Raw genomic sequence first — 26,133 nt, forward strand, 5'->3', positions numbered from 1 at the left:
TACAGTAAATGCCGACGCTTCTTTCAGTCGATCCTACAAAACCTACCCAACAGAATGCTTTGAAGACTGAAACGCCTCCAAAATCTTTCGCCACCAAGGCTTCACCGCTGGCACGCGCCGCCGTGTGCGACCTAGCAACAGATAAGGCATATCCCGCAACCGAATCCAGCCTTCATTCTGCCAATGCAACAGACTCAACGACATCTCCGGCCAATCCAACAAACTCAACATTGGCCGATCTGCATTCTTCGATTGCCCCGCATCGCGCAAGGCTGGGACCACTTGATGGGTCAACCACTCACGCAATAACCGATTCCCGGGCGCGTAGTGATACACCAACAACGCATAAGCACCGGATTCGCTGAGCATTAGTCGCTGCTCAGATTGTCCGTAGTACTCAATCAGCAACGTATGCCGCTGATCCTCGTCCAGTTTATTAACCACGCGATCACTTAGATGGAAGCCCATTAGACGACCGAGATCGCGGGCGCAAAACCATGGCTGGTTTTCCAAAAGGAGGGCATGGAGGTGGAGGTTATGGCGTGCGAAGCGTGTTGGAATGATCGGATCAGGCATGACCGATCTCCGAGATGGAGAATGAGCGGAGTGGTCTTTGTGTCGGCATATCCATTACCTCTACGTGTGAATTTTGAGAGGGCCAAAACCCGACGTAGAGGACTTAAGGAAATCCCAACAAGCATTCTCTTCAAACACAAAGTCGCGCATATGTCTTTGAGACATGCGCGATCACTGCGTGATTGAGTAGCTTCTACGTTGGGCGTTTCTTAGGCACCTGCAATGGAGCTTAGAGGTGCTTTGAATGGGCATCAATGCGGAAGCAGCTGCAAGTGTTGTAGGACTTTTGGCGGTGTAGCGTAGGGATCGAAAAAGCATAATCATTTCCCAATAAAAAAGCCCCGATCAGATCGGGGCTTTTCGTATTTCGATTTGTCGATTTACATCGTCAAATCGCGGCAAGCTTGGAAATCAATCCCAGCTCAACGCCCCACCAGTCTGATACTCAATAACCCGAGTCTCAAAGAAATTCTTCTCTTTCTTCAAGTCCATAATCTCGCTCATCCAAGGGAACGGGTTAGTCGTCCCTGGATACTCTTCCTTCAACCCAATCTGCGACAGACGACGGTTAGCGATGAACTTCAGATAGTCCTCCATCATCGCCGCGTTCATACCCAACACGCCACGAGGCATGGTATCCCGAGCGTATTCAATCTCCAGCTGAGTGCCCTGCAGAATCATCTGCGAAGCCTCTTCCTTCATCTCGGCATCCCACAGGTGCGGGTTTTCGATTTTGATCTGGTTGATCACGTCGATGCCGAAGTTCAGGTGCATGGATTCGTCGCGCAGGATGTACTGGAACTGCTCGGCGACGCCGGTCATTTTGTTGCGGCGGCCCATGGAGAGGATCTGGGTGAAGCCGCAATAGAAGAAGATGCCTTCCAGAACGCAGTAGTAGGCGATCAGGTTGCGCAGCAGTTCTTTGTCGGTTTCGACGGTGCCAGTTTCGAACTTCGGATCGGAGATCGAACGGGTGTACTTCAGGCCCCAGGTGGCTTTTTTCGCGACCGATGGGATCTCGTGGTACATGTTGAAGATCTCGCCTTCATCCATGGCCAGCGATTCGATGCAGTACTGGTAGGCGTGGGTGTGGATCGCTTCTTCGAAAGCCTGGCGCAGGATGTACTGGCGGCATTCCGGGTTGGTGATCAGGCGGTACACGGCCAGGACCAGGTTGTTGGCAACCAGGGAGTCGGCGGTGGAGAAGAAGCCGAGGTTGCGCATGACGATGCGGCGCTCGTCGTCGGTCAGGCCTTCCGGGTCTTTCCAGAGGGCGATGTCGGCGGTCATGTTGACTTCTTGCGGCATCCAGTGGTTTGCGCAACCGTCCAGATACTTTTGCCAGGCCCAGTCGTACTTGAACGGTACGAGTTGGTTGAGGTCGGCGCGGCAGTTGATCATGCGCTTTTCGTCAACGGCGACGCGGGCGGAGGCGCCTTCGAGTTCGGCGAGGCCTTCAGCGATGTCGAGGTTGTCCAGGGCTGCTTTGGCACGGGCGATAGCGGCAGAGTCGGTCGCGGTTACGGCGCGAGCTTCTTGAGCGGCGACACCACCAGCGGTGTCGAGTCGGTCCATGTTGGCTTCAGTCGCGTGGCCGGCGTTGGCGCCTTTTACCACGGTCTCGCCGCTGTCTTCTTTGTCGAATTCGTCCCAGCTCAGCATGACGTGTCGTCTCCTGCGTGAGGGCCAGATGCCCGTGTGAAAACTGATCGGTTGGTTTTTCACACGGCCGTACTGGCCGCGTTGGATAGCGTTTTTTGCAGCGGTACACGCAGGCAAATAAACATAATTTTGTACGGGGTCCGAGAGCCTCTGACGGGCGCAGAAATCGGTGAAGACTTCGGCGTGGGCTTCAGACTGGCTGTTATCCCTGTAAGGGAATATTGCAGGCCCGTTTAAGCCGGCATTATAGGGAAATTTTTGCGGCCGTGGTGGGGCGAATCCGCGCATGGAGCGGTCGAGAAGGCGGGTTTTTCGGTCGGAGCGAGGGTTTACAGGGCTTTGGCTGGAGATCGCGGGCGCAGATTTTTTTTTCTAAATTTTGACGCACTACTTTTTTGTTCAAAAAATAGCCAGAAAAACGGGTTTTTCACTACATGTTGTGTTTTGAGCCGATTTTCGGTGACCCCAGACACAACTAAGCCCGACCGAAGCCGGGCTGTAAAGTCACGCTCGATGATCAGCTCAGGCGAGCTGCACCGACGTGGTCTGCGCCATCGGCGGCGAACCTGGCGGCGCCAACGTGATCGGCACCGTCGGCAGCGACTTTGGCGGCGCCGGTGTGATCAAAACCATCGGAAGCCAGTTTGCCTGCACCGACGTGATCGGCACCATCAGCGGCGACTTTGGCCGAGCCGGTGTGGTCGTAACCGTCAGAAGCGACAGCTGCTTCGGTGGTGAAAGTGGCCGAACCCGTGCGGTCATAACCGTCGGCGGCGAAGGTGTTGGCGGCCAGTACAGACAGGGTCAGGGCGAGGATCAGTTTGGTTTTCATGTCGTTGCTCCAAGTTCGTAGGCGTTGTGTGCCTTGGTGTGGAATTCATACTACGCCGATGAATTCGATTAAAAAGCTCAAATAAGTGCTTAAAATTATCGAATAAATCGATTTATGCGGTTCGGCGCTTCAATAGCTCAAACATCGTGTCGACTGCTATCGCCAGCAAGCCGGCTCCTACAGGTCGGTGTGATGATCGGGCATTGGGTCGAACCGTTTAGGGGGGTGCGGGTGATTAGCCGTTGGTGCAGCCGTTACCCATGACGCTGTAGCGCAGAATGTGGCGTTGGCCTTTGGAGTCGTCGTATTCCATTTTCATGGGGACCACTTCGCACACATTGGGGATTTCACTCATGGAGACAACTTTGGCGATGTCCAGGTGAGTGGAGTAAGTGTATTCCTCGATGACCGGTTGTTGCTGTGCGACATCAGTCGGGACCTCGTCTGCCATGGCGGTTGCGCACAGGCTGGAGAGGGCCAGAACTAATAAAGCTTTCATTTCGTTTTTACCTTTTAGAGGTCGAGTGGGGTCACGCAACCTTTTTGGGGTTGCGTGTGGAACTTGATGACTGGTGTTTTTTGATTAACTGCCTTCGTGGGGGCTGCAACTTGGTTAATCAGGTTTGCCTTGTTGGCGAGGCTGATTTTAGGCGTGAGGGTTGCGTTCATATAGGTGGGGTTTTGATAAACACCTTTGACAGATTTCGTAACAATCGTGGAATACGGTTGTAGGAGCCGGCTTGCTGGCGATTAATCCGAGAGCGCCACGGGGTGTCAGGATGGGTGCGTTATCGTTGACGACCATCGCCAGCAAGCCGGCTCCTACAGGGGGCGCGTGTATCTGAGCGGGCTTATCACGATAATTTGTAGGGGCTTGTTACTACCATCGTCGAATGGTTCTATAGGCCCGGCCCGGCTACAACGGAGTCATACAAAAACAACTATTTCACCGAGGTAAGAAAGATGAGTGCGGCTTCCCTGTATCCCGTTCGTCCCGAGGTTCTGGCCAACACGCTGACTGACGAGGCGACCTACAAGGCGATGTACCAGCAGTCGGTCGTCAACCCGGATGGTTTCTGGCGCGAGCAAGCCAAGCGTCTCGACTGGATCAAGCCATTCACCACGGTGAAGCAGACTTCCTTCGACGATCACCATGTCGATATCAAATGGTTCGCCGACGGCACCCTGAACGTTTCCTACAACTGCCTCGACCGTCATTTGGCCGAGCGCGGCGATCAAGTCGCGATCATTTGGGAAGGGGATGACCCTGCCGAAAGCCGCAACATCACCTACCGCGAGCTGCACGAACAAGTCTGCAAGTTCGCCAACGCCTTGCGCGGCCAGGATGTGCACCGCGGCGATGTGGTGACTATCTATATGCCGATGATTCCCGAAGCCGTGGTCGCCATGTTGGCCTGCACCCGGATCGGTGCGATTCACTCGGTGGTGTTCGGTGGTTTCTCGCCGGAAGCCTTGGCCGGTCGCATCATCGACTGCAAATCCAAGGTGGTGATCACCGCTGACGAAGGCATTCGTGCCGGCAAGAAAATCCCGCTCAAGTCCAACGTCGACGACGCGCTGACCAACCCGGAAACCAGCAGCATCCAGAAAGTCATCGTGTGCAAGCGCACCGGTGGCAACATCAAGTGGAACCAGCATCGCGACATCTGGTTTGAAGACCTGATGAAAGTGGCGGGCAGTGTCTGCGCGCCGAAAGAGATGGGCGCCGAAGAAGCGCTGTTCATCCTTTACACCTCCGGTTCCACCGGCAAGCCTAAAGGCGTTCAGCACACCACCGGCGGCTACCTGCTTTACGCGGCCATGACCCACGAGCGCGTGTTCGACTACCGCCCGGGCGAAATCTACTGGTGCACCGCCGACGTCGGCTGGGTCACCGGCCACAGCTATATCGTCTACGGCCCATTGGCCAACGGCGCGACCACGCTGCTGTTCGAAGGCGTGCCGAACTACCCGGACATCACCCGGGTGGCGAAGATCGTCGACAAGCACAAGGTCAACATCCTCTACACGGCGCCAACCGCCATTCGCGCGATGATGGCCTCGGGTCAAGCCGCGGTCGAAGGTGCTGATGGCAGCAGTTTGCGCCTGCTCGGTTCTGTGGGTGAGCCGATCAACCCGGAAGCGTGGGACTGGTACTACAAGAATGTGGGCAAGTCCCGTTGCCCGATCGTCGATACCTGGTGGCAGACCGAAACCGGCGGCAACATGATGAGCCCGCTGCCGGGCGCTCACGCGCTGAAACCTGGTTCGGCGGCCCGCCCGTTCTTCGGCGTGGTGCCGGCGCTGGTCGACAACCTGGGCAACATCATCGAAGGCGTCGCCGAGGGCAACCTGGTGATTCTCGATTCGTGGCCAGGTCAGGCGCGCACGCTGTATGGCGACCATGATCGTTTTGTCGATACCTACTTCAAGACCTTCCGTGGCATGTACTTCACCGGTGACGGTGCGCGTCGTGACGAAGACGGTTACTACTGGATCACCGGTCGCGTGGATGACGTGCTCAACGTATCCGGCCACCGTATGGGCACCGCCGAAATCGAAAGCGCGATGGTCGCTCACCCGAAAGTCGCCGAGGCGGCCGTGGTCGGCGTTCCGCACGACATCAAGGGGCAGGGCATTTATGTCTACGTCACCCTGAACGCTGGCGAGGAGACGAGCGAGCAACTGCGTCTGGAATTGAAGAACTGGGTGCGCAAAGAGATCGGCCCGATTGCTTCGCCGGATGTGATTCAGTGGGCGCCGGGCCTGCCGAAGACTCGCTCGGGCAAGATCATGCGGCGGATTCTGCGCAAGATTGCGACCGCTGAATATGATGGCTTGGGGGATATCTCGACCCTGGCGGATCCGGGTGTGGTGCAGCATTTGATTGATACGCATAAGACGATGAACGTTGCATAAGTAGCGTTCGGCGTCATCGAAGCCCTGCCAGGTGTTGAGCCTGGTGGGGTTTTTTTATGCCTGAGGGTTTTGTGTTGGTCGTTCGGGCCTCTTCGCGAGCAAGCCCGCTCCCACAGTGGGTTTTGAGTCGGGCACAAATCCCGTATTTGGCGGAGATCCACTGTGGGAGCGGGCTTGCTCGCGAAGGCGATCTGTCAGACACCCCATAAACACCAGCCAATAATTATCGGCTTCCCCCGTAGTCCATTTCCCACTGTTACCCATCCCCCTTCAAGTAACTGAATGTGTAACCGTCCGCGCCGATACGGGGCATTGCGAAACGCCTTAACCCCGCATCAATGCATTTCAGCCCGGCAAAAAAATAAGAACCCACGCTACGCTTGCCGGATTAGAAGGCTTTGCCAATAATAGGCCCGCAATTTGCAATATAGATCGGTTCACTGTCTTTTGCTCTTGCATGAAATTGCAAGGCTGTCAACGTGCCTAAACGGCTTTCTCGGTGCTTCTGTAATTTGTTGTCGCATTGAAGAAATATCGGCTTCGGGCCTGTCGTTAGAATGCCGATCACTCGCTCGTCGTTGCTCGCGTTGAAAACAACGCCGGTTTCCCAGGACGCAGCAACCGCTTTCCGGTTTTACTCATTCGCATATTGGGCTGTCGCTCACTCTGCCGTTTTAGCCCTTTACCGATGGAGTCCCAAGATGAAGAAACTCGTGCTGCTTGGCGCCCTGGCACTGTCCGTGCTGTCCCTGCCAACCTTCGCCGATGAAAAGCCTCTGAAAATTGGCATCGAAGCGGCTTACCCTCCGTTCGCTTCCAAAGCACCGGACGGCAGCATCGTTGGTTTCGACTACGACATCGGCAACGCTCTGTGCGAAGAGATGAAGGTCAAGTGCACGTGGGTCGAGCAAGAGTTCGACGGTCTGATCCCGGCACTCAAAGTGCGCAAGATCGACGCGATCCTGTCGTCCATGTCGATCACTGAAGACCGCAAGAAGTCCGTGGACTTCACCAACAAGTACTACAACACCCCGGCTCGCCTGGTCATGAAGGAAGGTACTCAAGTCAGCGAAGGCCTGACCGAGCTGAAGGGCAAGAACATCGGCGTGCAACGTGGTTCGATCCACGAGCGTTTCGCCCGCGAAGTCCTGGCCCCGCTGGGTGCCGAGGTCAAGCCGTACGGTTCGCAGAACGAAATCTACCTCGACGTGGCTGCCGGTCGCCTCGACGGCACCGTGGCAGACGCTACGCTGCTCAATGACGGTTTCCTGAAAACCGACGCTGGCAAGGGCTTTGCTTTCGTGGGCCCGGCCTTCACCGACGTCAAATACTTCGGCGACGGCGTAGGCATCGCGGTTCGCAAGGGTGACGCGCTGAAAGACAAGATCAACACCGCGATCACCGCCATTCGCGAGAACGGCAAATACAAGCAAATCCAGGACAAGTACTTCGCCTTCGATATCTACGGCAAGTAACACGTCCCGGCGACAAGTCCGAAATGGCGCAAGCAGCAGGATCTCTGAGGTTTGCGCCATTTTTTCATCCCAACTTTCGAGGACCTGAATCATGTTGAAAGGCTACGGGGCTGTCATCCTCGATGGCGCATGGCTGACGCTTCAGCTCGCCTTGTCGTCCATGGCCCTGGCCATCCTTCTGGGGCTGATCGGCGTTGCGCTGCGTCTTTCCCCGGTGCGCTGGCTGGCCTGGCTGGGCGATCTGTATTCCACGGTGATCCGCGGGATTCCCGACCTGGTGCTGATCCTGCTGATTTTCTACGGTGGTCAGGACCTGCTCAACCGCGTCGCACCGATGCTGGGCTATGACGATTACATCGATCTGAACCCGTTGGCCGCCGGTATCGGCACCCTGGGCTTCATCTTCGGTGCGTACCTGTCGGAAACCTTCCGTGGTGCCTTCATGGCGATTCCGAAGGGGCAGGCCGAAGCCGGCATGGCGTACGGCATGAGCAGTTTTCAGGTGTTCTTCCGGGTGTTGGTGCCGCAGATGATTCGTCTGGCGATTCCGGGCTTCACCAACAACTGGCTGGTACTGACCAAGGCTACCGCGCTGATTTCGGTGGTGGGTCTGCAAGACATGATGTTCAAGGCCAAGCAGGCGGCAGATGCCACCCGCGAGCCTTTCACCTTCTTCCTCGCAGTGGCGGCGATGTACCTGGTGATCACCAGTGTCTCGTTGCTGGCATTGCGTCACCTTGAGAAGCGCTACTCGGTAGGCGTAAGGGCGGCTGATCTATGATCTTCGACTACAACGTCATTTGGGAGGCCTTGCCGCTGTACTTCGGCGGCCTGGTAACCACCCTCAAATTGCTCGCGCTGTCGCTGTTTTTCGGTCTGCTGGCGGCCTTGCCGCTGGGGCTGATGCGCGTCTCGAAGAACGCAGTCGTCAACATGACGGCCTGGCTCTTCACCTACGTGATCCGCGGCACGCCGATGCTGGTGCAGCTGTTTTTGATCTACTACGGGCTGGCGCAATTCGAAGCGGTACGTGAAAGCTTCCTGTGGCCGTGGCTGTCCAGCGCGACGTTCTGTGCGTGCCTGGCCTTCGCGATCAACACCAGCGCCTACACCGCGGAAATCATCGCCGGCAGCCTGCGCGCTACGCCGAACGGTGAGATCGAAGCGGCCAAGGCGATGGGCATGTCGCGCTTCAAGATGTACAAGCGGATTCTGCTGCCATCGGCCCTGCGCCGCGCGCTGCCGCAGTACAGCAACGAAGTGATCATGATGTTGCAGACCACCAGTCTGGCGTCCATCGTGACGCTGATCGACATCACCGGCGCCGCGCGCACGGTCAACGCTCAGTTCTACCTGCCGTTCGAAGCCTACATCACCGCCGGCGTGTTCTACCTGTGCCTGACCTTCATTCTGGTGAAGCTGTTCAAACTGGCCGAGCGCCGCTGGCTGGGCTACCTGGCCCCGCGGAAGCACTGATATGGAACGTATCGATCATGCATTGCCGTGGAGCCACCTGGGCAGCGAACGCCAGATTTCGGTGTTCTGTTTTGGCAACAGGGAGCGCAGTGGCGGGCGCAAGGCCTATATCCAGGCCAGCCTGCACGCCGATGAATTGCCGGGGATGCGCACGGCCTGGGAGCTGAAAAAGCGCCTGACCGAGCTCGAAGCCCAAGGCTTGCTCAACGGTGTGATCGAGCTGGTGCCGGTGGCCAATCCACTGGGTCTCGGTCAACTGCTTCAAGGCAATCACCAAGGTCGTTTCGAAGCCGGTAGCGGCAAGAACTTCAACCGGGACTTCGTCGAGCTGAGCGCGCCAGTGGCCGCCGAGCTGGAAGGGCACCTGGGCGATGATCCGCACGCCAATATCCGCTTGATCCGTCAGGCCATGAGCGATCACCTGGCGGCATTGCCGGAGGCGAGCAGCCAGTTGCAAGGCATGCAGCGCGTGCTGCTCAGCCATGCCTGCAGCGCCGACGTCGTGCTTGATCTGCATTGCGACGCCGAAGCAGCGCTGCACATGTACGCCTTGCCGCAACACTGGCCGCAATGGCGTTCGCTCGCCGCGCACCTGAATGTGAAGGTGGGGTTGCTGGCGGAAGATTCCGGTGGCAGCTCTTTCGACGAAGCGTGCTCGCTGCCGTGGCTGCGTTTGTCGCGTCAGTTCCCGGACGCGCAGATTCCACTGGCGTGTCTGGCGACTACCATTGAATTAGGGGGGCAGGCCGACACCGGTCGCGCTGACGCCTGCGCTTACGCTGAAGGCATTCTCGCGTTTCTTGCCGAGCAAGGCCTGATCAGTGGCGAATGGCCCAAGCCTGCGCAAGAAGCTTGCGAAGGCATGCCGTTCGAAGGCACTGAATTGCTGTTTGCGCCGCATCCGGGCGTGATCAGTTTCTTGCGTAAACCCGGCGAGTGGATCGAAGCCGGCGATGAGATTTTCGAAGTGATCGATCCGTTATCGGATCGGGTCAGCACGGTGTGTGCTGGTACGTCCGGGGTGCTGTTTGCCATTGAACGGCTGCGTTATGCCCAACCCGGTTTCTGGCTGGCCAAGGTGGCGGGGCGCGAAGCGCTGCGTCACGGGCGCTTGCTCAACGACTGACTGACTGTTTTTGTGAGAACCGACCGCATGTACAAACTTGAAGTCCAAGACCTGCATAAACGCTATGGCAGTCACGAAGTGCTCAAGGGCGTGTCCCTGAAAGCGGCGGCTGGCGATGTGATCAGCATCATCGGCTCCAGTGGCTCCGGCAAAAGTACCTTTCTGCGCTGCATCAACCTGCTGGAGCAGCCGCACGCCGGCAAGATCCTGCTCAACAACGAAGAGTTGAAGCTGGTGGCGAACAAGGATGGTGCGCTGAAGGCCGCCGACCCGAAACAGCTGCAACGCATGCGTTCGCGCCTGTCGATGGTGTTCCAGCATTTCAACCTGTGGTCGCACATGACTGCGCTGGAAAACATCATGGAAGCGCCGGTCCACGTGCTCGGCATGTCCAAGGCTGAAGCCCGCGAGAAGGCCGAGCACTACCTGAACAAAGTCGGCGTGGCGCATCGTAAAGACGCCTACCCGGGCCACATGTCCGGCGGCGAGCAGCAGCGCGTGGCGATTGCCCGTGCGCTGGCGATGGAGCCTGAGGTGATGCTGTTCGACGAACCGACCTCGGCCCTCGACCCGGAACTGGTCGGCGACGTGCTGAAGGTGATGCAGGCCCTGGCGCTGGAAGGCCGGACCATGGTGGTGGTCACGCACGAAATGGGCTTCGCCCGTGAAGTGTCGAACCAGCTGGTGTTCCTGCACAAAGGTGTCGTCGAAGAAAGCGGCAACCCGCGTGAAGTGCTGGTCAATCCGCAGTCCGAGCGTTTGCAACAATTCCTCTCGGGCAGCCTCAAGTAAAACCGAACTCCCGTTGCGCACCGGGATAGTGCATGCTTCGCAACCTAAAGGCTGGCCCCTATCCCTGTAGGAGCCGGCTTGCTGGCGATGACGGTATGTCTGTGCCGGATATGCAAACTGGCCCGCCGCTATCGCCAGCAAGCCGGCTCCTACAGGTTTTGAGATTTGTGTTCGTTTCCGGGCTAGCATTGGCCCATGCCTTCATCACTGTTCTTCGCTTCGGATCGCTCGCCCATGACTGCCCATCGAATTGGTTTCCTGATTTGGCCCAGCACTAAAGCACTGACGCTTACGCTGGCTGAGGAGGCCTTGCGTGTTGCCCAGCGTGTGCATCCGGACGTGGTCTACGAACTGTCGTTCTTGCAGGCCGAACCGCCGGCCGAAGGCGCCTGGCAATTGCCGGGTGAACCCTGGACCGGCAAGCTCGAAAACTTCCAGAAACTGTTCCTGCTCGCCGATGAGCCGCCGACCACGCTCGCGCCGGCGCTCAGCAGTGCGTTGAAACAACTGGTGCGTGCCGGTTGCGTGATTGGCGGTCTGTCGGCCGGTGTCTACTCGTTGGCGCAGCTCGGTTTGCTCGATGGTTATCGCGCCGCCGTGCATTGGCGCTGGCAGGACGATTTCGCCGAGCGTTTCCCGAAAGTCATCGCCACCAGTCATCTGTTCGATTGGGATCGCGATCGCCTGACCGCGTGCGGCGGCTTGTCGGTACTCGATCTGTTGCTGGCCGTGCTGGCCCGTGATCACGGTGCTGAACTCGCCGGCGCCGTGTCCGAAGAACTGGTGGTCGAACGCATCCGTGAAGGCGGTGAACGCCAGCGCATTCCGCTGCAGAATCGCCTCGGTTCCAGCCATCCGAAGCTCACCCAGGCGGTGTTGCTGATGGAAGCCAACATCGAAGAGCCGCTGACCACCGACGAAATCGCCCAGCATGTGTGCGTGTCCCGTCGGCAGCTGGAGCGCATCTTCAAGCAATACCTCAACCGCGTGCCGAGCCAGTACTACCTGGAACTGCGCCTGAACAAGGCCCGGCAGATGTTGATGCAAACCAGCAAGTCGATCATCCAGATCGGCCTGTCGTGTGGCTTCTCTTCGGGGCCGCATTTCTCCAGCGCCTATCGCAACTTCTTCGGCGCCACGCCGCGGGAAGATCGCAACCAGCGGCGCAGCAGCAGTCCGTTCGAGTTGTCGTCGGTGCCGTCCGAGCGTGGGTGAATAAGCCTTCCGTGCCCGCAACCAAACACTGATTTATGCCTCGATCTCGGAGCTTTCAGAGGTGGAAAGCTCCATTTGACCCTGGTTGATCACCTCTTCCACGCTAAAGTCCACGCGCGAGCGTTCGTAGTAGCTGATCAGCCTCGACAGGCTTTCCTCCGAGAGCGGGTTGTTTCTCAGCGTGATGTTTTCTGCTACCTCCACGGGTAACTCCATCAGGTCGCTGGGCACTTCGGTGATTGCATTGGTGCTCAGGTCAGCCCAGTCCAGGTCCGTCAGTTGCAGCAGGCCATTGGGTATTTCTGTGAGACCGGTGTCATTGAGCAGAACCGTGGCCAGGCCCGGCATCTGACTCAGATCGGGCGTGTATCCGAGAGCGTTGTACCCCAGGTCGAGATAGTCGAGCAGTTCCATTCCGGCCAGCGCGCTGACCGATTCTGCTGACAAACTGACGCGACAGTTGGGAAGCGACAGAGACCTCAGTCGACCCATCTTGAACACCGCTTGCGGAATATTGCCGAGGTAGTAGTCACGCAGCCTCAGGCTCTTCAGGTTGGGGAAGGACTCCAGGAAACGCCCGATGCGCGTAACGCCACCAACACTTTGCAGCTCTAGCGCTGACACATGACTGAAGTCGGCGCTGATTGTCGGCAGTTCCCCATTGATGGGGTAATTGATGGTCAGTTCAAACGTTGGCTCAAGTGCATCATTGAAATCATCCAGTTCGGTCTCGTGTCGCCAGCACCGCTCCAGCGAATCCTTGAACGCGTCGCGGTTTGCTTGCTCGGCAAACAATTGGAAAGCATTGAACGGTTCGCCCGTCACCGGATGAAGCGGCGGCAAATCGGCTGTCCAGGCAGACAGATCATTGCTCAACCGGGCAAGTTCTGATTCCAGCAAGGTCAGCTCTGCCCGGCCATTTTCCAGAGTGCCAGGCAGTTCGTAGACGAACTCGCTGGCCTGCTCGATTTCCATATGCGGATAGAGCGCCCTGACTCGCTCGATATCCGCCTCGGGGGCATAGACGCCCAAATCGTAGGAGGTTTCGAGGTAATGAAGTTTGACGAGTTGCCGTGCGCTTGCGGTCAGCGGGTTGTGCGAAAGGTGCACGCCTCGTTTGTCACATATCGGACTCTCGAACAGCTCGGGAGACAGTTCGGTGATGTTGTTGTTTGTCAGCATGAGGGTGTCGAGCGTCGGGTGGTGCAGGGCGGTACCGGGAATTCCCGTCAGGCCGGTTTCGCTCAAATCCAGGTGCACGAGCTCAGGGAGTGAGTCGATATCGGGGGCTGTGTCGAAAGGATTGCGAAACAGGTCCAGCATCACCAGTTTTTTCAATGAGGACAGTTTTGACCAAGCGACGGCGTCAAACCTGATGCGGCATTCGTTGAGCACCAATGCATCCAGGTTTGTCATTGTCGGGATGGCGTCGGGCAGGGTGGTCAGGGAGAAACGGCGCAAGTCGAGGCGACGCAGATGCGTGAAGCGTGACAGAAAACCGTGAATGCCTTGTTCCGCATGATGGCCTTCGAGGGCAAGCATTGAGACGTGGCTGAAGTCGGCGCTCAGAACGGGCAGCTCGCCGAGAATCGGCTCCTCGAACCTCAGTACATAACGTTCATTGCTTCCAGGAAAGTCCAGGTCCCGGGGGGATTGACGACGCCAGCTGCGCTGGATTTCCTGAGCCAACAGGCGACGATTGTGCTGTTGGGCCTGACGTTGCAGGTCGCTCAGTGGAAGCCCGGTCTCGGGGTGCAGTTGGGGGGAGGCATTTACCCAGGCTTCCAGCTCTACATGCAGGCGCTCGAGTTCCCGGCTGAGACGGGAAAGCTCTACGCGAGCGCCATCAGGGTGGCGTTGCAAATGCGCGACGACGGACTGGAGTTCCTCGGTGTTCAGGCTCGGATACACCTCGCGAACCCTGTCATTGAGGGTCGGCATCGGGCCGGCATTGCGACTGTACCCCTGCGTACCTCCGGGCAGGCGCATGGTCGTCGGATCATAGAACGGTTTCCGATGGGGATGTTTTACAAGCAGTGTGCGCAACTCCGGTTTGCTCAGCGCGTGCTCGGCAATCCGTTGTTTGAATGTCGGGCCGTCGTCGATTGAAAGACCCAGCGCGTCCCGTTCAGCGTCCGGTAACGCCGTGAGGATGGCCTGATAAAAGTCGCCAGCCAATGCCGCATTCTCGTAGACCTGATAAGTGCCGTCCTCCGCGTGCACCACTGTCCTGAGAGTGGGGGCGTCGGTCTGGCCAATGCTGTCGCGCAAGGTCCCGTCATGGGAATACTCCCTGACCTCGATGCGCAAATCAGCAGGCCAGCCGGGCAGCGATTCGAGGCTGTGCAGTGCCAGACGATGGGTGTCTGTCGTGTCCATGTCCTCGATGTAAAACCCTTCGTAAGCTCTGGCGACGCGTACCGCCTCCATGGCTTTGAGTGCCACGTCCTTGAGACGCTGAGGCACTCGGCCGTCGTGCAGTTGCATCAGCTCGGTGCCGGTGGTGTTGCTCACCAGTTCTTGCGCAATGTCTGTCGGTAAGCCGGGTACTTCGCCGAGCAGGAGTTGAACCTGCGGATCATCGGTTTTTTCCTGTTCGCGGTAGCGCGATTCGAACAGCGACTTGCGCTGGTTCAAGGCTTGATAGCGTTCGGGATGGTCGCTGCCGGTTTGCTCGACCAGGGCCTGAATGTCCCGGTCGATTTTGAAACGCTTGATCGTGTCGGTCAGCAGCGAGGGCGGGCGGAGGTTTTCGACGTGCATTTCGCGCAACACATTGTCGTGGAAGCCACTGATCTGCAGGATTTGCTCGCGCTCGGCGCCGCTGAATGATTCGACGCTGTAGCCGAGGCGGCGCAGCACGGTTTCCCGGTCCCACGTCAGGGGCTGGTCCAATGCGGTCTGCCAGGCGCCATGCTGGTTGTGTCGCAGGGGAGGCTGGTAAGCATCATCGCGCTTCGGATGCTCGATCTGGAATTGACCGGTCTCGCTATCCGGTTTGACGCGATAGAGCGTGTCTTCGAGGCGCAGCAGCGTTTTGCCCTCATGTTGATACAGGCCCAGATGATCGGGTCTGGCTTGCGGAGGCAGCGCGACGGATTGCTCGTAAGGCGCGAGATCCGGTCTCCAGTATCGGGTTTTGCCCACGGTTGGCTGGATGGCTTTCAATGGCGCGATCAACTCCAGCGTTTCGCGCGACAGGAGTCGGTTGAACGCACCGGCCGCCATGGCACCGCCCACGGCGAAGGTTCCGAGCTGAACCACGGTCTCGACGATCGACATCAGCTGTTCGAAGGCTTCTGTTTTCAGGCCTTCGGCCCAATCGATGATGCCTTCGAAGGTTTCGTCGAGCACTTGGTAGGCCATGTAGGCCAGCATCAATTCACCCAGGAACGGAACAAAAGGCAGGGCCACGAACGACGCCACTTCAAGAATCGTTTTGGCGACACGACTGAAGGCGTCCCACACCGCCCATCGCGCGGTTCGGTCGGCACTGGCGGTCGAGACCGCGACGGAGCGCGCGTCATTGAGGATCTTGTTCAGTTGCTGTTGATAGAGGTAAGTCCACAGGCCGGCTTTTATCGGAGTCACCGCGAACTGCAGGTTGGGCTTGTCGATGGGCGTGTCGCGCCAGCTCGGCAGTGGATCGCCATGCTGGTGTTCATGCCAGGTCACGGTACTGAGCCGGCGGTTGAGGTCGGCGAAAAAGTAACCCCTTTGCGGGTGGTCGACGAAGCGGCTGAAGAATGTCTGGTAGGTGGGCGAGCGCAGTTTGCGGGTCAGGTCTGTCATGAACGACAGGGTGTCGGGGTACTGTTTGAGCGGATGTTCCGGATCGTCGGGAATGTAAACAATGATCCGCGATGCTTGCGATCTGAGTTCAAGCTTCGGCGCGAAAATGACGATGCCGGTCAGCAATGAGGACATCATGCTCAAGTCATTACAGTGCAGCCGCCAGTTGTCCAGCCACACGTTTTCGTGGCCCTCGACGATGTCGAGAATCGAGCGATACGCATCGATCGGCACATCTTTGCGGGCAAGAGCCAGTTGCAGTGCGGATCGAAGGGCAGCCTTGTGCGTCGCAATGACGCCCGCCTTCAACACCGCGCCTGCGACCGGATTGGTAAACCCCAGATTGTCTTTGAGGTAAGTCTCGTACTGAGCGCCGATATCCAGTTCCCTGCACAACCTTGCGAAGCCCTGAATGGAGAGTCGGCGCTTGATCGCCGGCAATGTATCGAACTGTCCCGTGGGCGAAGGTTGGGTGATGAACGTCGAGGCGGACTCATAAGCATCCGCCTCGGTCTCCGAATCCTGAAAGTTGTGCAGCGCCGCGTCGAGCAGTGAAACCGTCCAGGTGCGCGCAGCACCGGTTTTGATCGGGAACCATGGGATCGTTTGCGGGATGTACAGGCGCAGGAAGGTCGTCTTGACGTCCAGGTCCAGGCCGAAGCGGGTTTTCAGCGCGTCACGCAGAAGCGGTTCGGCAAACTCCTGGGCGTTCTGCAGGTTATCCAGCATTGATTCCAGTCGATTGCGCTGGACAAGGTGTGTCGCGCTGGCGGTTTTTAGTGCCAGGTGTTGCTGGCGGGTCGCCGTAGCGTGCCAGTCAGGTACTTCAATGCGGGCGCTTTTCAGTGCCATGCGTGTTGCGGGTGATGCTTTCAAGACCCAATCGGGCAGATTGTTGAACGCATGCTGGAAATGCGCGTCTGGCTGAGCAATAAGCTCGGGTTCATGCTGAATCATTGCGCTAGTCCCTTAGCGTCTGGATGGAAGCCAAGGAAAACAGACGATGACGCATGACGTGCGGTACATATTTACCGCATCGGTCGACAAGCCTGCCTGTAACCTGTGCCGCCGGTTTAAACTGCGCCTTTGCGACGGTATATGTCGCATTGCCGTAAACCCGGGAAAATCCGGGGTTTGCGCTATAAGAAGTTGTCGCTTGGCGGCAAGGCCGGGCTGAAAACTGTCCTTACAATCCTCACCAAGCTCGCCAGTTTCAGGCGAGTGTTCCTCTTCAGGAGACTCCGATGTCCGTTGAGCACGCTGCGGTAGAACGCGCCGATTTCGACCAGGTAATGGTTCCCAACTATTCGCCAGCCGCTTTCATTCCTGTGCGTGGCGCCGGTTCCCGCGTTTGGGACCAGTCTGGTCGCGAGCTGATCGACTTCGCCGGCGGGATTGCCGTAAACGTATTGGGTCATGCACACCCTGCGCTGGTCGCTGCCTTGACCGAACAGGCAAACAAGCTGTGGCACGTTTCCAACGTGTTCACCAATGAGCCGGCCCTGCGCCTGGCGCATAAGCTGATCAACGCGACCTTTGCCGAGCGTGCGTTCTTCTGCAACTCCGGCGCCGAAGCCAACGAGGCCGCTTTCAAGCTGGCCCGTCGTGTCGGTTTCGATCGGTTCGGCAGCGAGAAGTACGAAATCATCGCCGCGCTCAACAGCTTCCACGGCCGTACCCTGTTCACCGTGAACGTCGGTGGCCAGTCGAAGTATTCCGACGGTTTCGGTCCGAAAATCACTGGCATCACCCATGTGCCCTACAACGATCTGGCCGCGCTCAAAGCCGCCATTTCCGACAAGACCTGCGCTGTGGTCCTGGAACCGATCCAGGGCGAGAGCGGTGTGATCCCGGCCGAACTCCAATACCTGCAAGGCGCCCGTGACCTCTGCACCGCGCACAACGCGCTGCTGATCTTCGACGAAGTGCAGACCGGCATGGGCCGTACCGGCAAGCTGTTCGCCTACCAGCAATACGGCGTGGTCCCGGACATCCTGACCAGCGCGAAGAGCCTGGGCGGCGGTTTCCCGATCGCGGCGATGCTGACCACCGAAGACCTGGCCAAGCACTTGGTCGTCGGCACCCACGGCACCACGTACGGCGGCAACCCGCTGGCGTGTGCAGTCGCCGAAGCGGTAATTGACGTGATCAACACCCCTGAAGTGCTGGCTGGCGTCAAGGCCAAGCACGACAAGTTCAAGGCGCGCCTGGAGCAGATCGGCGAAAAATACGGCCTGTTCACCAAGGTCCGCGGCATGGGCCTGTTGATCGGTTGTGTGCTGAGCGATGCCTGGAAAGGCAAGGCCAAGGACATCTTCAACGCTGCCGAACGTGAAGGCCTGATGGTGCTGCAAGCCGGCCCGGACGTGGTGCGTTTTGCGCCAAGCCTGGTGGTGGAAGATGCGGACATCGACGAAGGTCTGGACCGTTTCGAACGCGCTGCGGCGAAACTGACACAAGCCTGATAGACCCTTCGACGCCTGATGATTTCAGGCGTCGAACCCAATTTTTATGCCGGGTTCGCCCTGACGCATTCCCCCTGTAGGAGCCGGCTTGCTGGCGATGAGGCCCGAAAGCCTTGCGGCGATCAACCGGTCGCATCGCCAGCAAGCCGGCTCCTACAACGGTGTTTCAGCGCCAACCCGGTTTTTTTCCCACGTCGACCAAACGGGTCGACTTGTTTCTGATTAAGGAGTGACACCATGCTGGTGATGCGCCCCGCGCAAATGGCTGATCTGGGCGAGGTACAGCGTCTGGCTGCGGACAGCCCGATTGGTGTCACTTCCTTGCCGGATGACGTTGAGCGCCTGAGCGACAAGATTGCCGCGAGCGAAGCCTCGTTCGCCGCTGAAGTGAGCTTCAACGGTGAGGAGAGCTATTTCTTCGTCCTCGAAGACACCGCCACCGGAAAACTGGTGGGCTGTTCGGCCATCGTGGCGTCGGCCGGTTATTCGGAGCCGTTCTACAGTTTCCGCAATGAAACCTTCGTGCACGCTTCCCGTGAGCTGAAGATTCATAACAAGATTCACGTGCTCTCCCAGTGCCACGACCTGACCGGCAACAGCTTGCTGACCAGTTTCTACGTGCAGCGCGAGCTGGTGGGATCGCCTTGGGCCGAGCTCAATTCCCGTGGCCGCTTGCTGTTCGTGGCCAGCCATCCGGAGCGCTTTGCCGATTCCGTGGTGACCGAGATCGTCGGTTACAGCGACGAAAATGGCGACTCGCCGTTCTGGGACGCCATTGGTCGCAACTTCTTCGACCTTAACTACGCTGAAGCCGAGCGCCTGTGCGGTCTGAAGAGCCGGACGTTCCTCGCCGAGCTGATGCCGCATTACCCGATCTACGTGCCGCTGCTGCCGGACTCCGCGCAAGAGGCGATGGGCCAGGTGCACCCTCGGGCGCAGATCACTTTCGACATACTGATGCGCGAAGGCTTCGAGACCGATCACTACATCGACATTTTCGACGGCGGCCCGACCCTGCATGCGCGTGTTTCGGGGATCCGTTCGATCGCCCAGAGCCGTGTAGTCCCGGTGAAAATCGGCGAGCCGGTCAAGGGCGCCGGTCGTCAGTACCTGGTGGCCAACGCCCAGTTGCAGGATTACCGCGCCGTGTTGCTCGAGCTCGATTACGCGCCGGGCAAACCCGTGACCCTGGACCTGGAAGCAGCCGAAGCCCTGGGCGTCGGTGAAGGTGCGAGCGTGCGCCTGGTGGCGGTTTAACGACTGCTTTTAATGCTTGAAAAGCAGAGAGTTTCGCGGGTGGCGCAAGCGGCCCGTTTGAGGAGATAGCATGATCGTTCGTCCCGTACGCAGCAGCGATTTACCCGCTCTGATCGACCTGGCCCGCAGCACCGGCACCGGCCTGACCACCTTGCCGGCCAACGAAGAACGTCTGGCCCATCGGGTCGGCTGGGCCGAGAAGACCTTTCGCGGCGAAGCCGGGCGGGGCGACGCGGATTACCTGTTCGTGCTCGAAGACGACGACGGCCGCGTGGTGGGGATTTCCGCCATTGCCGGCGCCGTTGGCTTGCGTGAGCCTTGGTACAACTTCCGGGTCGGCCTCACGGTCAGCGCTTCGCAAGAGCTGAACATCTATCGCGAAATCCCGACGCTGTTCCTGGCCAACGACCTGACCGGCAACTCTGAATTGTGCTCGCTGTTCCTGCACGCCGATTACCGCACGGGCCTCAACGGCCGCATGTTGTCCAAGGCGCGAATGCTGTTCATCGCCGAGTTCCCGCAATTGTTCGGCAACAAGATCATTGCCGAAATGCGCGGTGTCTCCGACGAAGCAGGGCGTTCGCCGTTCTGGGAAAGCCTGGGCCGACACTTTTTCAAAATGGAATTCAGCCAGGCCGATTACCTGACGGGCGTGGGCAACAAGGCGTTCATCGCCGAACTGATGCCGAAATTCCCGCTGTACACCTGCTTCCTGTCGCCGGATGCGCGTAACGTGATCGGTCAGGTTCACCCGGACACCGAGCCGGCGCTGGCCATGCTCAAGAGCGAAGGTTTCAGCTATCAGGGCTACGTCGACATTTTCGACGCCGGCCCGGCCATCGAATGCGAAACCGGCAAGATCCGCGCTGTGCGAGACAGTCAGGCGCTGGTGTTGGCCGTTGGCACGCCGGGTGACGACGCCACGCCATTCATCATTCACAACCGCAAGCGCGAAGACTGCCGGATCACTGCCGCTCCCGCACGTCTTGCCGCCGGTACGCTGGTGGTCGATCCGCTGACCGCCAAACGTCTTCAACTCAACGCCGGCGATCAGGTTCGCGCCGTTCCGTTGTCTGCTGCTCGGGAGTCGAAATAATGAATTCGCTATACATCGCAGGTGAATGGCTGGCCGGTCAGGGCGAAGCCTTCCAGTCGCTGAACCCGGTGACCCAGCAAGTTCTATGGGCCGGCGAGGGCGCTACCGCCGCTCAGGTTGAATCGGCCGTGCAAGCTGCGCGTCAGGCGTTTCCGGCCTGGGCCCGTCGCACCCTGGATGAACGCATCACCGTGCTGGAGGCTTTTGCCGCAGCGCTGAAAAACAACGCTGACGAGCTGGCGCGTTGCATCGGTGAAGAAACCGGTAAACCGCTGTGGGAATCGGCGACTGAAGTGACCAGCATGGTCAACAAGATTGCGATCTCGGTGCAGAGCTACCGTGAACGCACCGGCGAGAAGAGCGGCCCGCTGGGCGACGCCACCGCTGTGTTGCGCCACAAGCCACACGGCGTGGTCGCGGTGTTCGGTCCTTACAACTTCCCGGGCCACTTGCCCAACGGCCACATCGTGCCGGCACTGCTGGCCGGTAACAGCGTGCTGTTCAAACCGAGTGAGCTGACCCCGAAAGTCGCCGAGCTGACGGTCAAGTGCTGGATCGAAGCCGGTCTGCCGGCAGGCGTGTTGAACCTGCTGCAAGGCGCTCGCGAAACCGGTATCGCCCTGGCGGCGAATCCGGGCATCGACGGTTTGTTCTTCACCGGTTCGAGCCGCACCGGCAATCATCTGCACCAGCAGTTCGCCGGTCATCCGGACAAGATCCTCGCGCTGGAGATGGGCGGTAACAATCCGCTGGTGGTCGACGAAGTGGCTGATCTTGATGCTGCGGTTTACACCATCATTCAGTCGGCGTTCATCTCCGCCGGTCAGCGTTGCACCTGTGCCCGCCGCTTGCTGGTGCCGCAAGGCGCCTGGGGCGACACGTTGCTGGAACGCCTGGTGGAGGTCAGTTCGAGCATTGAAGTCGGAGCCTTCGATAAGCAACCGGCACCATTCATGGGCTCGGTGATTTCCTTGGGCGCTGCCAAAGCCCTGATGGATGCGCAGGAGCAGTTGCTGGCCAATGGCGCCGTAGCGCTGCTGGAAATGACTCAGCCTCAGGTACAAGCCGCGTTGCTGACCCCCGGCATCCTGGACGTGACGGCCGTGGTCGATCGCCCTGATGAAGAGCTGTTCGGTCCATTGCTGCAAGTGATCCGCTACGCTGACTTTGAGGCGGCGATCGCAGAAGCCAACGACACCCAATATGGTCTGGCAGCCGGTTTGTTGTCCGATTCCCAAGCGCGTTATCAGCAGTTCTGGCTGGAAAGCCGTGCCGGTATCGTCAACTGGAACAAACAGCTGACCGGTGCAGCGAGCAGCGCACCGTTCGGTGGCATCGGCGCCTCGGGCAACCATCGCGCCAGCGCCTATTACGCGGCAGATTACTGCGCGTACCCGGTGGCTTCGCTGGAAACGCCGAGCCTGACGTTGCCAGCGGCCCTTACGCCTGGCGTGAAGATGGCGTGATGCCCAATCGCGGGCAAGTCGAATCGTCGCACCGCCGCTCCCGCAGGATTTGCATCGGACACAAAGTGTATGAACACCTCCGAACCTGTGTGAGCCGGGCTTGCCCGCGATGGCCGCGACTCGGTCGCACTGAACAGTTAGTTACTGATGCCTATAACAACAGATTCTCGTGGAGCCTCGCTGATGAAATCCTATGAAGTCAATTTTGACGGTCTAGTGGGGCCGACCCATAACTACGGCGGCCTGTCCTACGGCAACGTCGCGTCCCAGAGCAACAGCCAGCAGTCTTCGAACCCGAAGGAAGCCGCGCTGCAAGGCCTGGCGAAAATGAAAGCGCTGATGGAAATGGGCTTTCAGCAAGGCGTGCTGGCCCCGCAAGAGCGTCCTGATGTCGCTGCCTTGCGTCGCCTGGGTTTCAGCGGCACCGATGCGCAAGTGATCGAGCGAGCCGCCAAAGACGCGATGCCGTTGCTGGTCGCCAGCTGCTCGGCCTCGAGCATGTGGGTGGCCAATGCCGCCACGGTCAGCCCGAGTGCCGACACCGCCGATGGTCGCGTGCATTTCACCGCCGCCAATCTCAACTGCAAATACCACCGCAGCATCGAGCACCCGACCACCAGTCGCGTGCTGGGCGCGATGTTCGCTGACCAGAAACACTTCGCTCACCATGCCGCGTTGCCGGCCGTGGCGCAGTTCGGTGATGAAGGCGCGGCCAACCACACCCGTTTCTGCCGTGAATACGGTGAAGCCGGCGTCGAGTTCTTTGTGTTCGGTCGCAGCGCGTTCGACACCCGCTACCCGGCACCGCAGAAATACCCGGCGCGCCAGACCCTCGAAGCCTCGCAAGCCGTTGCCCGTCTGCACGGCCTGAGCGATGACGGCGTGGTCTTTGCCCAGCAGAACCCGTTGGTGATCGATCAGGGCGTGTTCCACAACGACGTGATCGCGGTGGGTAACGGCGAAGTGCTGTTCTATCACGAGGACGCGTTCCTCGACACCGACCAGATGCTGGCCGAGCTGCAAGGCAAGCTCGCCAAGGTCGGCGGGAAATTCCAGTCGATCTGCGTTCCGCGTTCTGCGGTCACCGTGGAAGACGCGGTGCGTTCCTACCTGTTCAACAGCCAGCTGCTGTCGCGTCCTGATGGCTCGATGCTGTTGATCGTGCCGGAAGAATGCCGTGGCAACGATCGCGTCTGGCAGTACCTGCAAAGCCTGACCAGTTCTGGCGGCCTGATCCGCGAAGTCAAAGTGTTTGATTTGAAGCAAAGCATGCAGAACGGCGGTGGCCCGGCATGCCTGCGTTTGCGCGTCGCCCTCAACGAAACCGAACTGGCGGCCGTCAACCCAGGGGTTATCATGACGGCACCGTTGTACGGCACGCTGACCGAATGGGTCGACAAGCACTACCGCGACCGCATGACCGAAAACGATCTCGCGGACCCGCAATTGCTGCTTGAGTGCCGGACGGCACTGGATGAACTGACGCAAATCCTTAAACTGGGCGCGGTTTATCCATTCCAGATCAATTGAAAGCCGAGAGCGTAAACACATGAGCGATACCCTGCAGCTGATCCTTGAAGACACCGACGGCACGCAACTGGAAACGTCCTGCACCCGCGTCGCGGTCATTTGGCAAGGCAAAGAGCTGTGGATTCAGCACGACGGCCGCGGCCAACTGCTGATCGGCGTGGACGTCGAAGAAGGTGACGCTGAATACGCAAACCTGCTGCTGCGCCCATTGGCGACTAATCTGGTAAGTCTGCAACTGGAAATGGAGCCGGCTGAAGTCGGTGACGAAGACCACGTGCACGGCCCGGATTGCGCACACGACCACTAAGGAAACCGCTCTATGCTCGCCCTCGGCAAATTGCTTGAACTGACCCTCGCCGGCCGCGAACCGGCGGAGAAGACTCAACTGACTGTCGAAGGCGTGCGGATGCGATGGTTGAGCGAAGGTGCGCTGGAAGTCCGGCCACCTGAAGCTCGGGACAACGGCCTGGACCTGCTGCTGTCAGCCGGCATCCATGGCAACGAAACAGCGCCGATCGAGTTGCTTGATCGCCTGTTGCACGACATCGCCCGCGGTGATTTGAAGCCGCGCGCACGCATTCTGTTCCTGTTCGGCAACCCGGAGGCGATTCGCAAAGGCGAGCGCTTCGTCGAGCAGGACGTCAACCGGCTGTTCAACGGCCGTCACGAACAAACCAGCGGTTCCGAAGCCCTGCGCGCCTGTGAACTGGAGCGGCTGGCGGCCAGTTTCTTCAGCCTGCCGGATCGTGAACGCCTGCACTACGACCTGCACACGGCGATTCGCGGCTCGAAAATCGAGCAATTTGCCCTTTATCCGTGGAAAGAAGATCGCCAGCATTCCCGTCAGGAACTGGCTCGCCTGCGTGCTGCCGGTATGGAAGCGGTGCTGTTGCAAAACAAGCCGTCCATCGTTTTCAGTTCCTACACCTACGACAAGCTCGGCGCCGAGTCTTTCACCCTGGAGTTGGGCAAGGCGCGGCCATTCGGGCAGAACGACGGCGTCAACGTCTCCCTGCTGGAAACCCGCCTTAAACAGATCATCGAAGGCACCGAGCCAGAACTGACCGAAGCGGCGCTGGATGGGTTGCAGCTGTTCAGTGTGGCGCGGGAAATCATCAAGCACAGCGACAGCTTCCGCCTGAACCTGCCGGCGGACATCGAAAACTTTTCGGAACTGGAAGTGGGTTATCTGCTGGCCGAAGACATCGCCCAGACCCGCTGGATCATCGAGGAAGAGGGCGCCCGGATCATCTTCCCGAACCCCAAGGTGAAAAATGGCCTGCGTGCCGGGATCCTGATCGTGCCGACCACCGACGAAAACCTCGCCTGAATATGAAACCTTTGTAGGCGCCGGCTTGCTGGCGATAGCCATCGAACAGTCACATCTTCAGCGACTGTTCGGCCGCCATCGCCAGCAAGCCGGCTCCTACAGGGTTTGCGTTTAGACGGCTACCGCGCGGTGTTCGCTGCGACGCAACACACGCATCTTCTGCAACGTATCCGCACACGTCTTCGCCGCTTCCTGACCCTTATGCACGAAATGCTCGAAGAAGAACTTCTGGTGCTCTTCGCCGGCATGGAAGTGGTGCGGGGTCAACACCACCGAGAACACCGGCACTTCGGTTTCCAGCTGAACCTGCATCAGGCCGCTGATCACCGATTGGGCGACGAACTCGTGACGGTAGATCCCGCCGTCAACCACCAGGCCCGCGGCAACAATGCCGGCATAACGACCGGATTTGGCCAGCAGTTTGGCGTGCAGTGGAATTTCAAAGGCGCCGCCGACTTCGAAGAAATCAATCTCCGACTCCTGATAACCCTGGGCAATCATTTCGGCGACGAAGCCCTTACGGCTCTGATCGACGATTTCCTTGTGCCAGCAGGCCTGGATGAACGCAACGCGCTCGCCCTGATGGTTTTTGCTTTTGCTGTCGATTGCGGTGGGTTGCATGTTCTGACTCCTGTTTATGTAAAAAACAGGGCATATGAATCGAATGGGATTTAAGGGTACGCACGCTCGCACGAATGCCCGCGGACGGCCCTTTGGCGCCAATCCCGTTCTCTCTTCATCCGGACTATGACCGTCGGCCCCGGGATCACACCGGGTCTGCTGACCTTGTCGCCAGTCACCGCCGAAGCCGTGCTGTCGCCAAGCGCTCGCGGGCTATGCGCATTGCGCGCAATTACCGCCGGTGGGGAGTTGCACCCCGCCCTGAGAACGTTTTGCCGTCAGATTGTCTGGCGGCGCAGCGTTTTTAACACATATTTCCTGGCCGTGCATGGCCAAAGTCGACGCGAAACCCTGTGGGAGCGGGCTTGCTCGCGAAGGTGATGTGTCATTCACAATCTTGTCGACTGACACACCACCTTCGCGAGCAAGCCCGCTCCCACAGGGATTTAGACGTATTTTCCTCGTCCAAGGGTTGATTATTCGTCGCCATGACCGCAGTAATT

Annotated in this window: 20 protein-coding genes and 1 riboswitch; of the genes, 14 read left to right on the forward strand and 6 right to left on the reverse strand. The window is 58.9% G+C overall.

Features of this window, described 5'->3' with window-relative positions:
* Window positions 1-42: 42 nt before the first annotated feature.
* From PMI01S_RS24810 to PMI01S_RS24825, 4 genes are all read right to left on the reverse strand, one after another.
* Complete coding sequence (locus tag PMI01S_RS24810) at window positions 43-576, reverse strand: BRO-N domain-containing protein (RefSeq protein ID WP_084322764.1); 534 nt, start codon at window positions 574-576, stop codon at window positions 43-45.
* Between the two features lie 411 nt (window positions 577-987).
* Complete coding sequence (locus PMI01S_RS24815; RefSeq protein ID WP_084322765.1) at window positions 988-2,238, reverse strand: ribonucleotide-diphosphate reductase subunit beta; 1,251 nt, start codon at window positions 2,236-2,238, stop codon at window positions 988-990.
* A 517-nt stretch (window positions 2,239-2,755) separates the two neighbouring features.
* Window positions 2,756-3,070, reverse strand: a complete 315-nt coding sequence (locus tag PMI01S_RS24820) for a hypothetical protein (RefSeq protein WP_084322766.1) — start codon at window positions 3,068-3,070, stop codon at window positions 2,756-2,758.
* Window positions 3,071-3,305: 235 nt separating this feature from the next.
* The gene (locus tag PMI01S_RS24825) at window positions 3,306-3,569 is read right to left on the reverse strand and encodes a DUF2790 domain-containing protein (protein WP_084322767.1); all 264 of its coding nucleotides are present in this window, start codon (window positions 3,567-3,569) and stop codon (window positions 3,306-3,308) included.
* A gap of 464 nt (window positions 3,570-4,033) precedes the next feature.
* Here PMI01S_RS24825 and acs point away from each other — a divergent pair, with 464 nt between their 5' ends.
* The 7 genes from acs to argR all read left to right on the forward strand — a co-directional run bounded on the left by acs (window position 4,034) and on the right by argR (window position 12,073).
* Window positions 4,034-5,989, forward strand: a complete 1,956-nt coding sequence (gene acs, locus PMI01S_RS24830) for an acetate--CoA ligase (RefSeq protein ID WP_084322768.1) — start codon at window positions 4,034-4,036, stop codon at window positions 5,987-5,989.
* A gap of 701 nt (window positions 5,990-6,690) precedes the next feature.
* A complete protein-coding gene (gene aotJ, locus PMI01S_RS24835; RefSeq protein ID WP_084322769.1) occupies window positions 6,691-7,464 on the forward strand; it encodes an L-arginine-binding protein AotJ in 774 nt (257 codons plus the stop codon).
* Between the two features lie 91 nt (window positions 7,465-7,555).
* A complete protein-coding gene (locus PMI01S_RS24840) occupies window positions 7,556-8,245 on the forward strand; it encodes an ABC transporter permease (RefSeq protein WP_017340229.1) in 690 nt (229 codons plus the stop codon).
* Window positions 8,242-8,940 carry an ABC transporter permease gene (locus PMI01S_RS24845; RefSeq protein ID WP_084322770.1) on the forward strand — a complete coding sequence of 233 codons (699 nt, stop codon included), beginning with the start codon at window positions 8,242-8,244 and terminating at the stop codon, window positions 8,938-8,940. The genes PMI01S_RS24840 and PMI01S_RS24845 overlap by 4 nt, the downstream gene beginning before the upstream one ends.
* A gap of 1 nt (window position 8,941) precedes the next feature.
* A complete protein-coding gene (locus PMI01S_RS24850) occupies window positions 8,942-10,066 on the forward strand; it encodes a M14 family metallopeptidase (RefSeq protein ID WP_084322771.1) in 1,125 nt (374 codons plus the stop codon).
* A 27-nt stretch (window positions 10,067-10,093) separates the two neighbouring features.
* Window positions 10,094-10,858: an ABC transporter ATP-binding protein gene (locus PMI01S_RS24855; protein ID WP_008154324.1), complete on the forward strand. Its 765-nt coding sequence runs from the start codon at window positions 10,094-10,096 to the stop codon at window positions 10,856-10,858.
* Between the two features lie 234 nt (window positions 10,859-11,092).
* Window positions 11,093-12,073, forward strand: a complete 981-nt coding sequence (gene argR, locus PMI01S_RS24860; RefSeq protein ID WP_084322772.1) for a transcriptional regulator ArgR — start codon at window positions 11,093-11,095, stop codon at window positions 12,071-12,073.
* A gap of 33 nt (window positions 12,074-12,106) precedes the next feature.
* Here argR and PMI01S_RS24865 read toward each other — a convergent pair whose 3' ends face one another.
* Entirely contained in the window at window positions 12,107-16,822 is a 4,716-nt protein-coding gene (locus tag PMI01S_RS24865; protein ID WP_084322773.1) for a dermonecrotic toxin domain-containing protein, read from the reverse strand.
* Window positions 16,823-17,109: 287 nt separating this feature from the next.
* Between PMI01S_RS24865 and PMI01S_RS24870 the strand changes: the two genes are divergently transcribed.
* The 7 genes from PMI01S_RS24870 to astE all read left to right on the forward strand — a co-directional run bounded on the left by PMI01S_RS24870 (window position 17,110) and on the right by astE (window position 25,009).
* Window positions 17,110-18,330: an aspartate aminotransferase family protein gene (locus PMI01S_RS24870; protein ID WP_084322774.1), complete on the forward strand. Its 1,221-nt coding sequence runs from the start codon at window positions 17,110-17,112 to the stop codon at window positions 18,328-18,330.
* A gap of 237 nt (window positions 18,331-18,567) precedes the next feature.
* The gene (gene aruF / locus PMI01S_RS24875; protein WP_025112905.1) at window positions 18,568-19,587 is read left to right on the forward strand and encodes an arginine/ornithine succinyltransferase subunit alpha; all 1,020 of its coding nucleotides are present in this window, start codon (window positions 18,568-18,570) and stop codon (window positions 19,585-19,587) included.
* Window positions 19,588-19,657: 70 nt separating this feature from the next.
* Window positions 19,658-20,683, forward strand: coding sequence for an arginine N-succinyltransferase (gene astA, locus PMI01S_RS24880; protein WP_084322775.1), 1,026 nt, complete (start codon window positions 19,658-19,660; stop codon window positions 20,681-20,683).
* Window positions 20,680-22,149, forward strand: a complete 1,470-nt coding sequence (gene astD, locus PMI01S_RS24885; RefSeq protein WP_167362966.1) for a succinylglutamate-semialdehyde dehydrogenase — start codon at window positions 20,680-20,682, stop codon at window positions 22,147-22,149. Before astA ends, astD begins: the two co-directional genes overlap by 4 nt.
* A gap of 183 nt (window positions 22,150-22,332) precedes the next feature.
* Window positions 22,333-23,679 (forward strand): N-succinylarginine dihydrolase, encoded by a 1,347-nt coding sequence (astB, locus tag PMI01S_RS24890; RefSeq protein WP_084322777.1) that lies wholly within the window; start codon window positions 22,333-22,335, stop codon window positions 23,677-23,679.
* A 19-nt stretch (window positions 23,680-23,698) separates the two neighbouring features.
* Window positions 23,699-23,986 (forward strand): hypothetical protein, encoded by a 288-nt coding sequence (locus PMI01S_RS24895; RefSeq protein ID WP_008033108.1) that lies wholly within the window; start codon window positions 23,699-23,701, stop codon window positions 23,984-23,986.
* Window positions 23,987-23,998: 12 nt separating this feature from the next.
* Entirely contained in the window at window positions 23,999-25,009 is a 1,011-nt protein-coding gene (astE, locus tag PMI01S_RS24900) for a succinylglutamate desuccinylase (RefSeq protein ID WP_084322778.1), read from the forward strand.
* 111 nt (window positions 25,010-25,120) lie between these two features.
* On the opposite strand, the gene PMI01S_RS24905 is transcribed toward astE, so the two are convergent.
* Window positions 25,121-25,630, reverse strand: a complete 510-nt coding sequence (locus PMI01S_RS24905; protein WP_084322779.1) for a 6,7-dimethyl-8-ribityllumazine synthase — start codon at window positions 25,628-25,630, stop codon at window positions 25,121-25,123.
* Window positions 25,631-25,732: 102 nt separating this feature from the next.
* Window positions 25,733-25,903, reverse strand: a riboswitch (FMN riboswitch).
* Window positions 25,904-26,133 lie beyond the last annotated feature (230 nt).

The organism is Pseudomonas migulae NBRC 103157, assembly GCF_002091715.1.
Taxonomy (GTDB): domain Bacteria; phylum Pseudomonadota; class Gammaproteobacteria; order Pseudomonadales; family Pseudomonadaceae; genus Aquipseudomonas; species Aquipseudomonas migulae_A.

What these genes read in the sequence shown, in the direction of transcription:
- PMI01S_RS24810 (WP_084322764.1), bottom strand. Translation starts at nt 576, where the DNA reads ATGCCTGATCCGATCATTCCAACACGCTTCGCACGCCATAACCTCCAC.
- PMI01S_RS24815 (WP_084322765.1), bottom strand. Translation starts at nt 2,238, where the DNA reads ATGCTGAGCTGGGACGAATTCGACAAAGAAGACAGCGGCGAGACCGTG.
- PMI01S_RS24820 (WP_084322766.1), bottom strand. Translation starts at nt 3,070, where the DNA reads ATGAAAACCAAACTGATCCTCGCCCTGACCCTGTCTGTACTGGCCGCC.
- PMI01S_RS24825 (WP_084322767.1), bottom strand. Translation starts at nt 3,569, where the DNA reads ATGAAAGCTTTATTAGTTCTGGCCCTCTCCAGCCTGTGCGCAACCGCC.
- acs (WP_084322768.1), top strand. Translation starts at nt 4,034, where the DNA reads ATGAGTGCGGCTTCCCTGTATCCCGTTCGTCCCGAGGTTCTGGCCAAC.
- aotJ (WP_084322769.1), top strand. Translation starts at nt 6,691, where the DNA reads ATGAAGAAACTCGTGCTGCTTGGCGCCCTGGCACTGTCCGTGCTGTCC.
- PMI01S_RS24840 (WP_017340229.1), top strand. Translation starts at nt 7,556, where the DNA reads ATGTTGAAAGGCTACGGGGCTGTCATCCTCGATGGCGCATGGCTGACG.
- PMI01S_RS24845 (WP_084322770.1), top strand. Translation starts at nt 8,242, where the DNA reads ATGATCTTCGACTACAACGTCATTTGGGAGGCCTTGCCGCTGTACTTC.
- PMI01S_RS24850 (WP_084322771.1), top strand. Translation starts at nt 8,942, where the DNA reads ATGGAACGTATCGATCATGCATTGCCGTGGAGCCACCTGGGCAGCGAA.
- PMI01S_RS24855 (WP_008154324.1), top strand. Translation starts at nt 10,094, where the DNA reads ATGTACAAACTTGAAGTCCAAGACCTGCATAAACGCTATGGCAGTCAC.
- argR (WP_084322772.1), top strand. Translation starts at nt 11,093, where the DNA reads ATGACTGCCCATCGAATTGGTTTCCTGATTTGGCCCAGCACTAAAGCA.
- PMI01S_RS24865 (WP_084322773.1), bottom strand. Translation starts at nt 16,822, where the DNA reads ATGATTCAGCATGAACCCGAGCTTATTGCTCAGCCAGACGCGCATTTC.
- PMI01S_RS24870 (WP_084322774.1), top strand. Translation starts at nt 17,110, where the DNA reads ATGTCCGTTGAGCACGCTGCGGTAGAACGCGCCGATTTCGACCAGGTA.
- aruF (WP_025112905.1), top strand. Translation starts at nt 18,568, where the DNA reads ATGCTGGTGATGCGCCCCGCGCAAATGGCTGATCTGGGCGAGGTACAG.
- astA (WP_084322775.1), top strand. Translation starts at nt 19,658, where the DNA reads ATGATCGTTCGTCCCGTACGCAGCAGCGATTTACCCGCTCTGATCGAC.
- astB (WP_084322777.1), top strand. Translation starts at nt 22,333, where the DNA reads ATGAAATCCTATGAAGTCAATTTTGACGGTCTAGTGGGGCCGACCCAT.
- PMI01S_RS24895 (WP_008033108.1), top strand. Translation starts at nt 23,699, where the DNA reads ATGAGCGATACCCTGCAGCTGATCCTTGAAGACACCGACGGCACGCAA.
- astE (WP_084322778.1), top strand. Translation starts at nt 23,999, where the DNA reads ATGCTCGCCCTCGGCAAATTGCTTGAACTGACCCTCGCCGGCCGCGAA.
- PMI01S_RS24905 (WP_084322779.1), bottom strand. Translation starts at nt 25,630, where the DNA reads ATGCAACCCACCGCAATCGACAGCAAAAGCAAAAACCATCAGGGCGAG.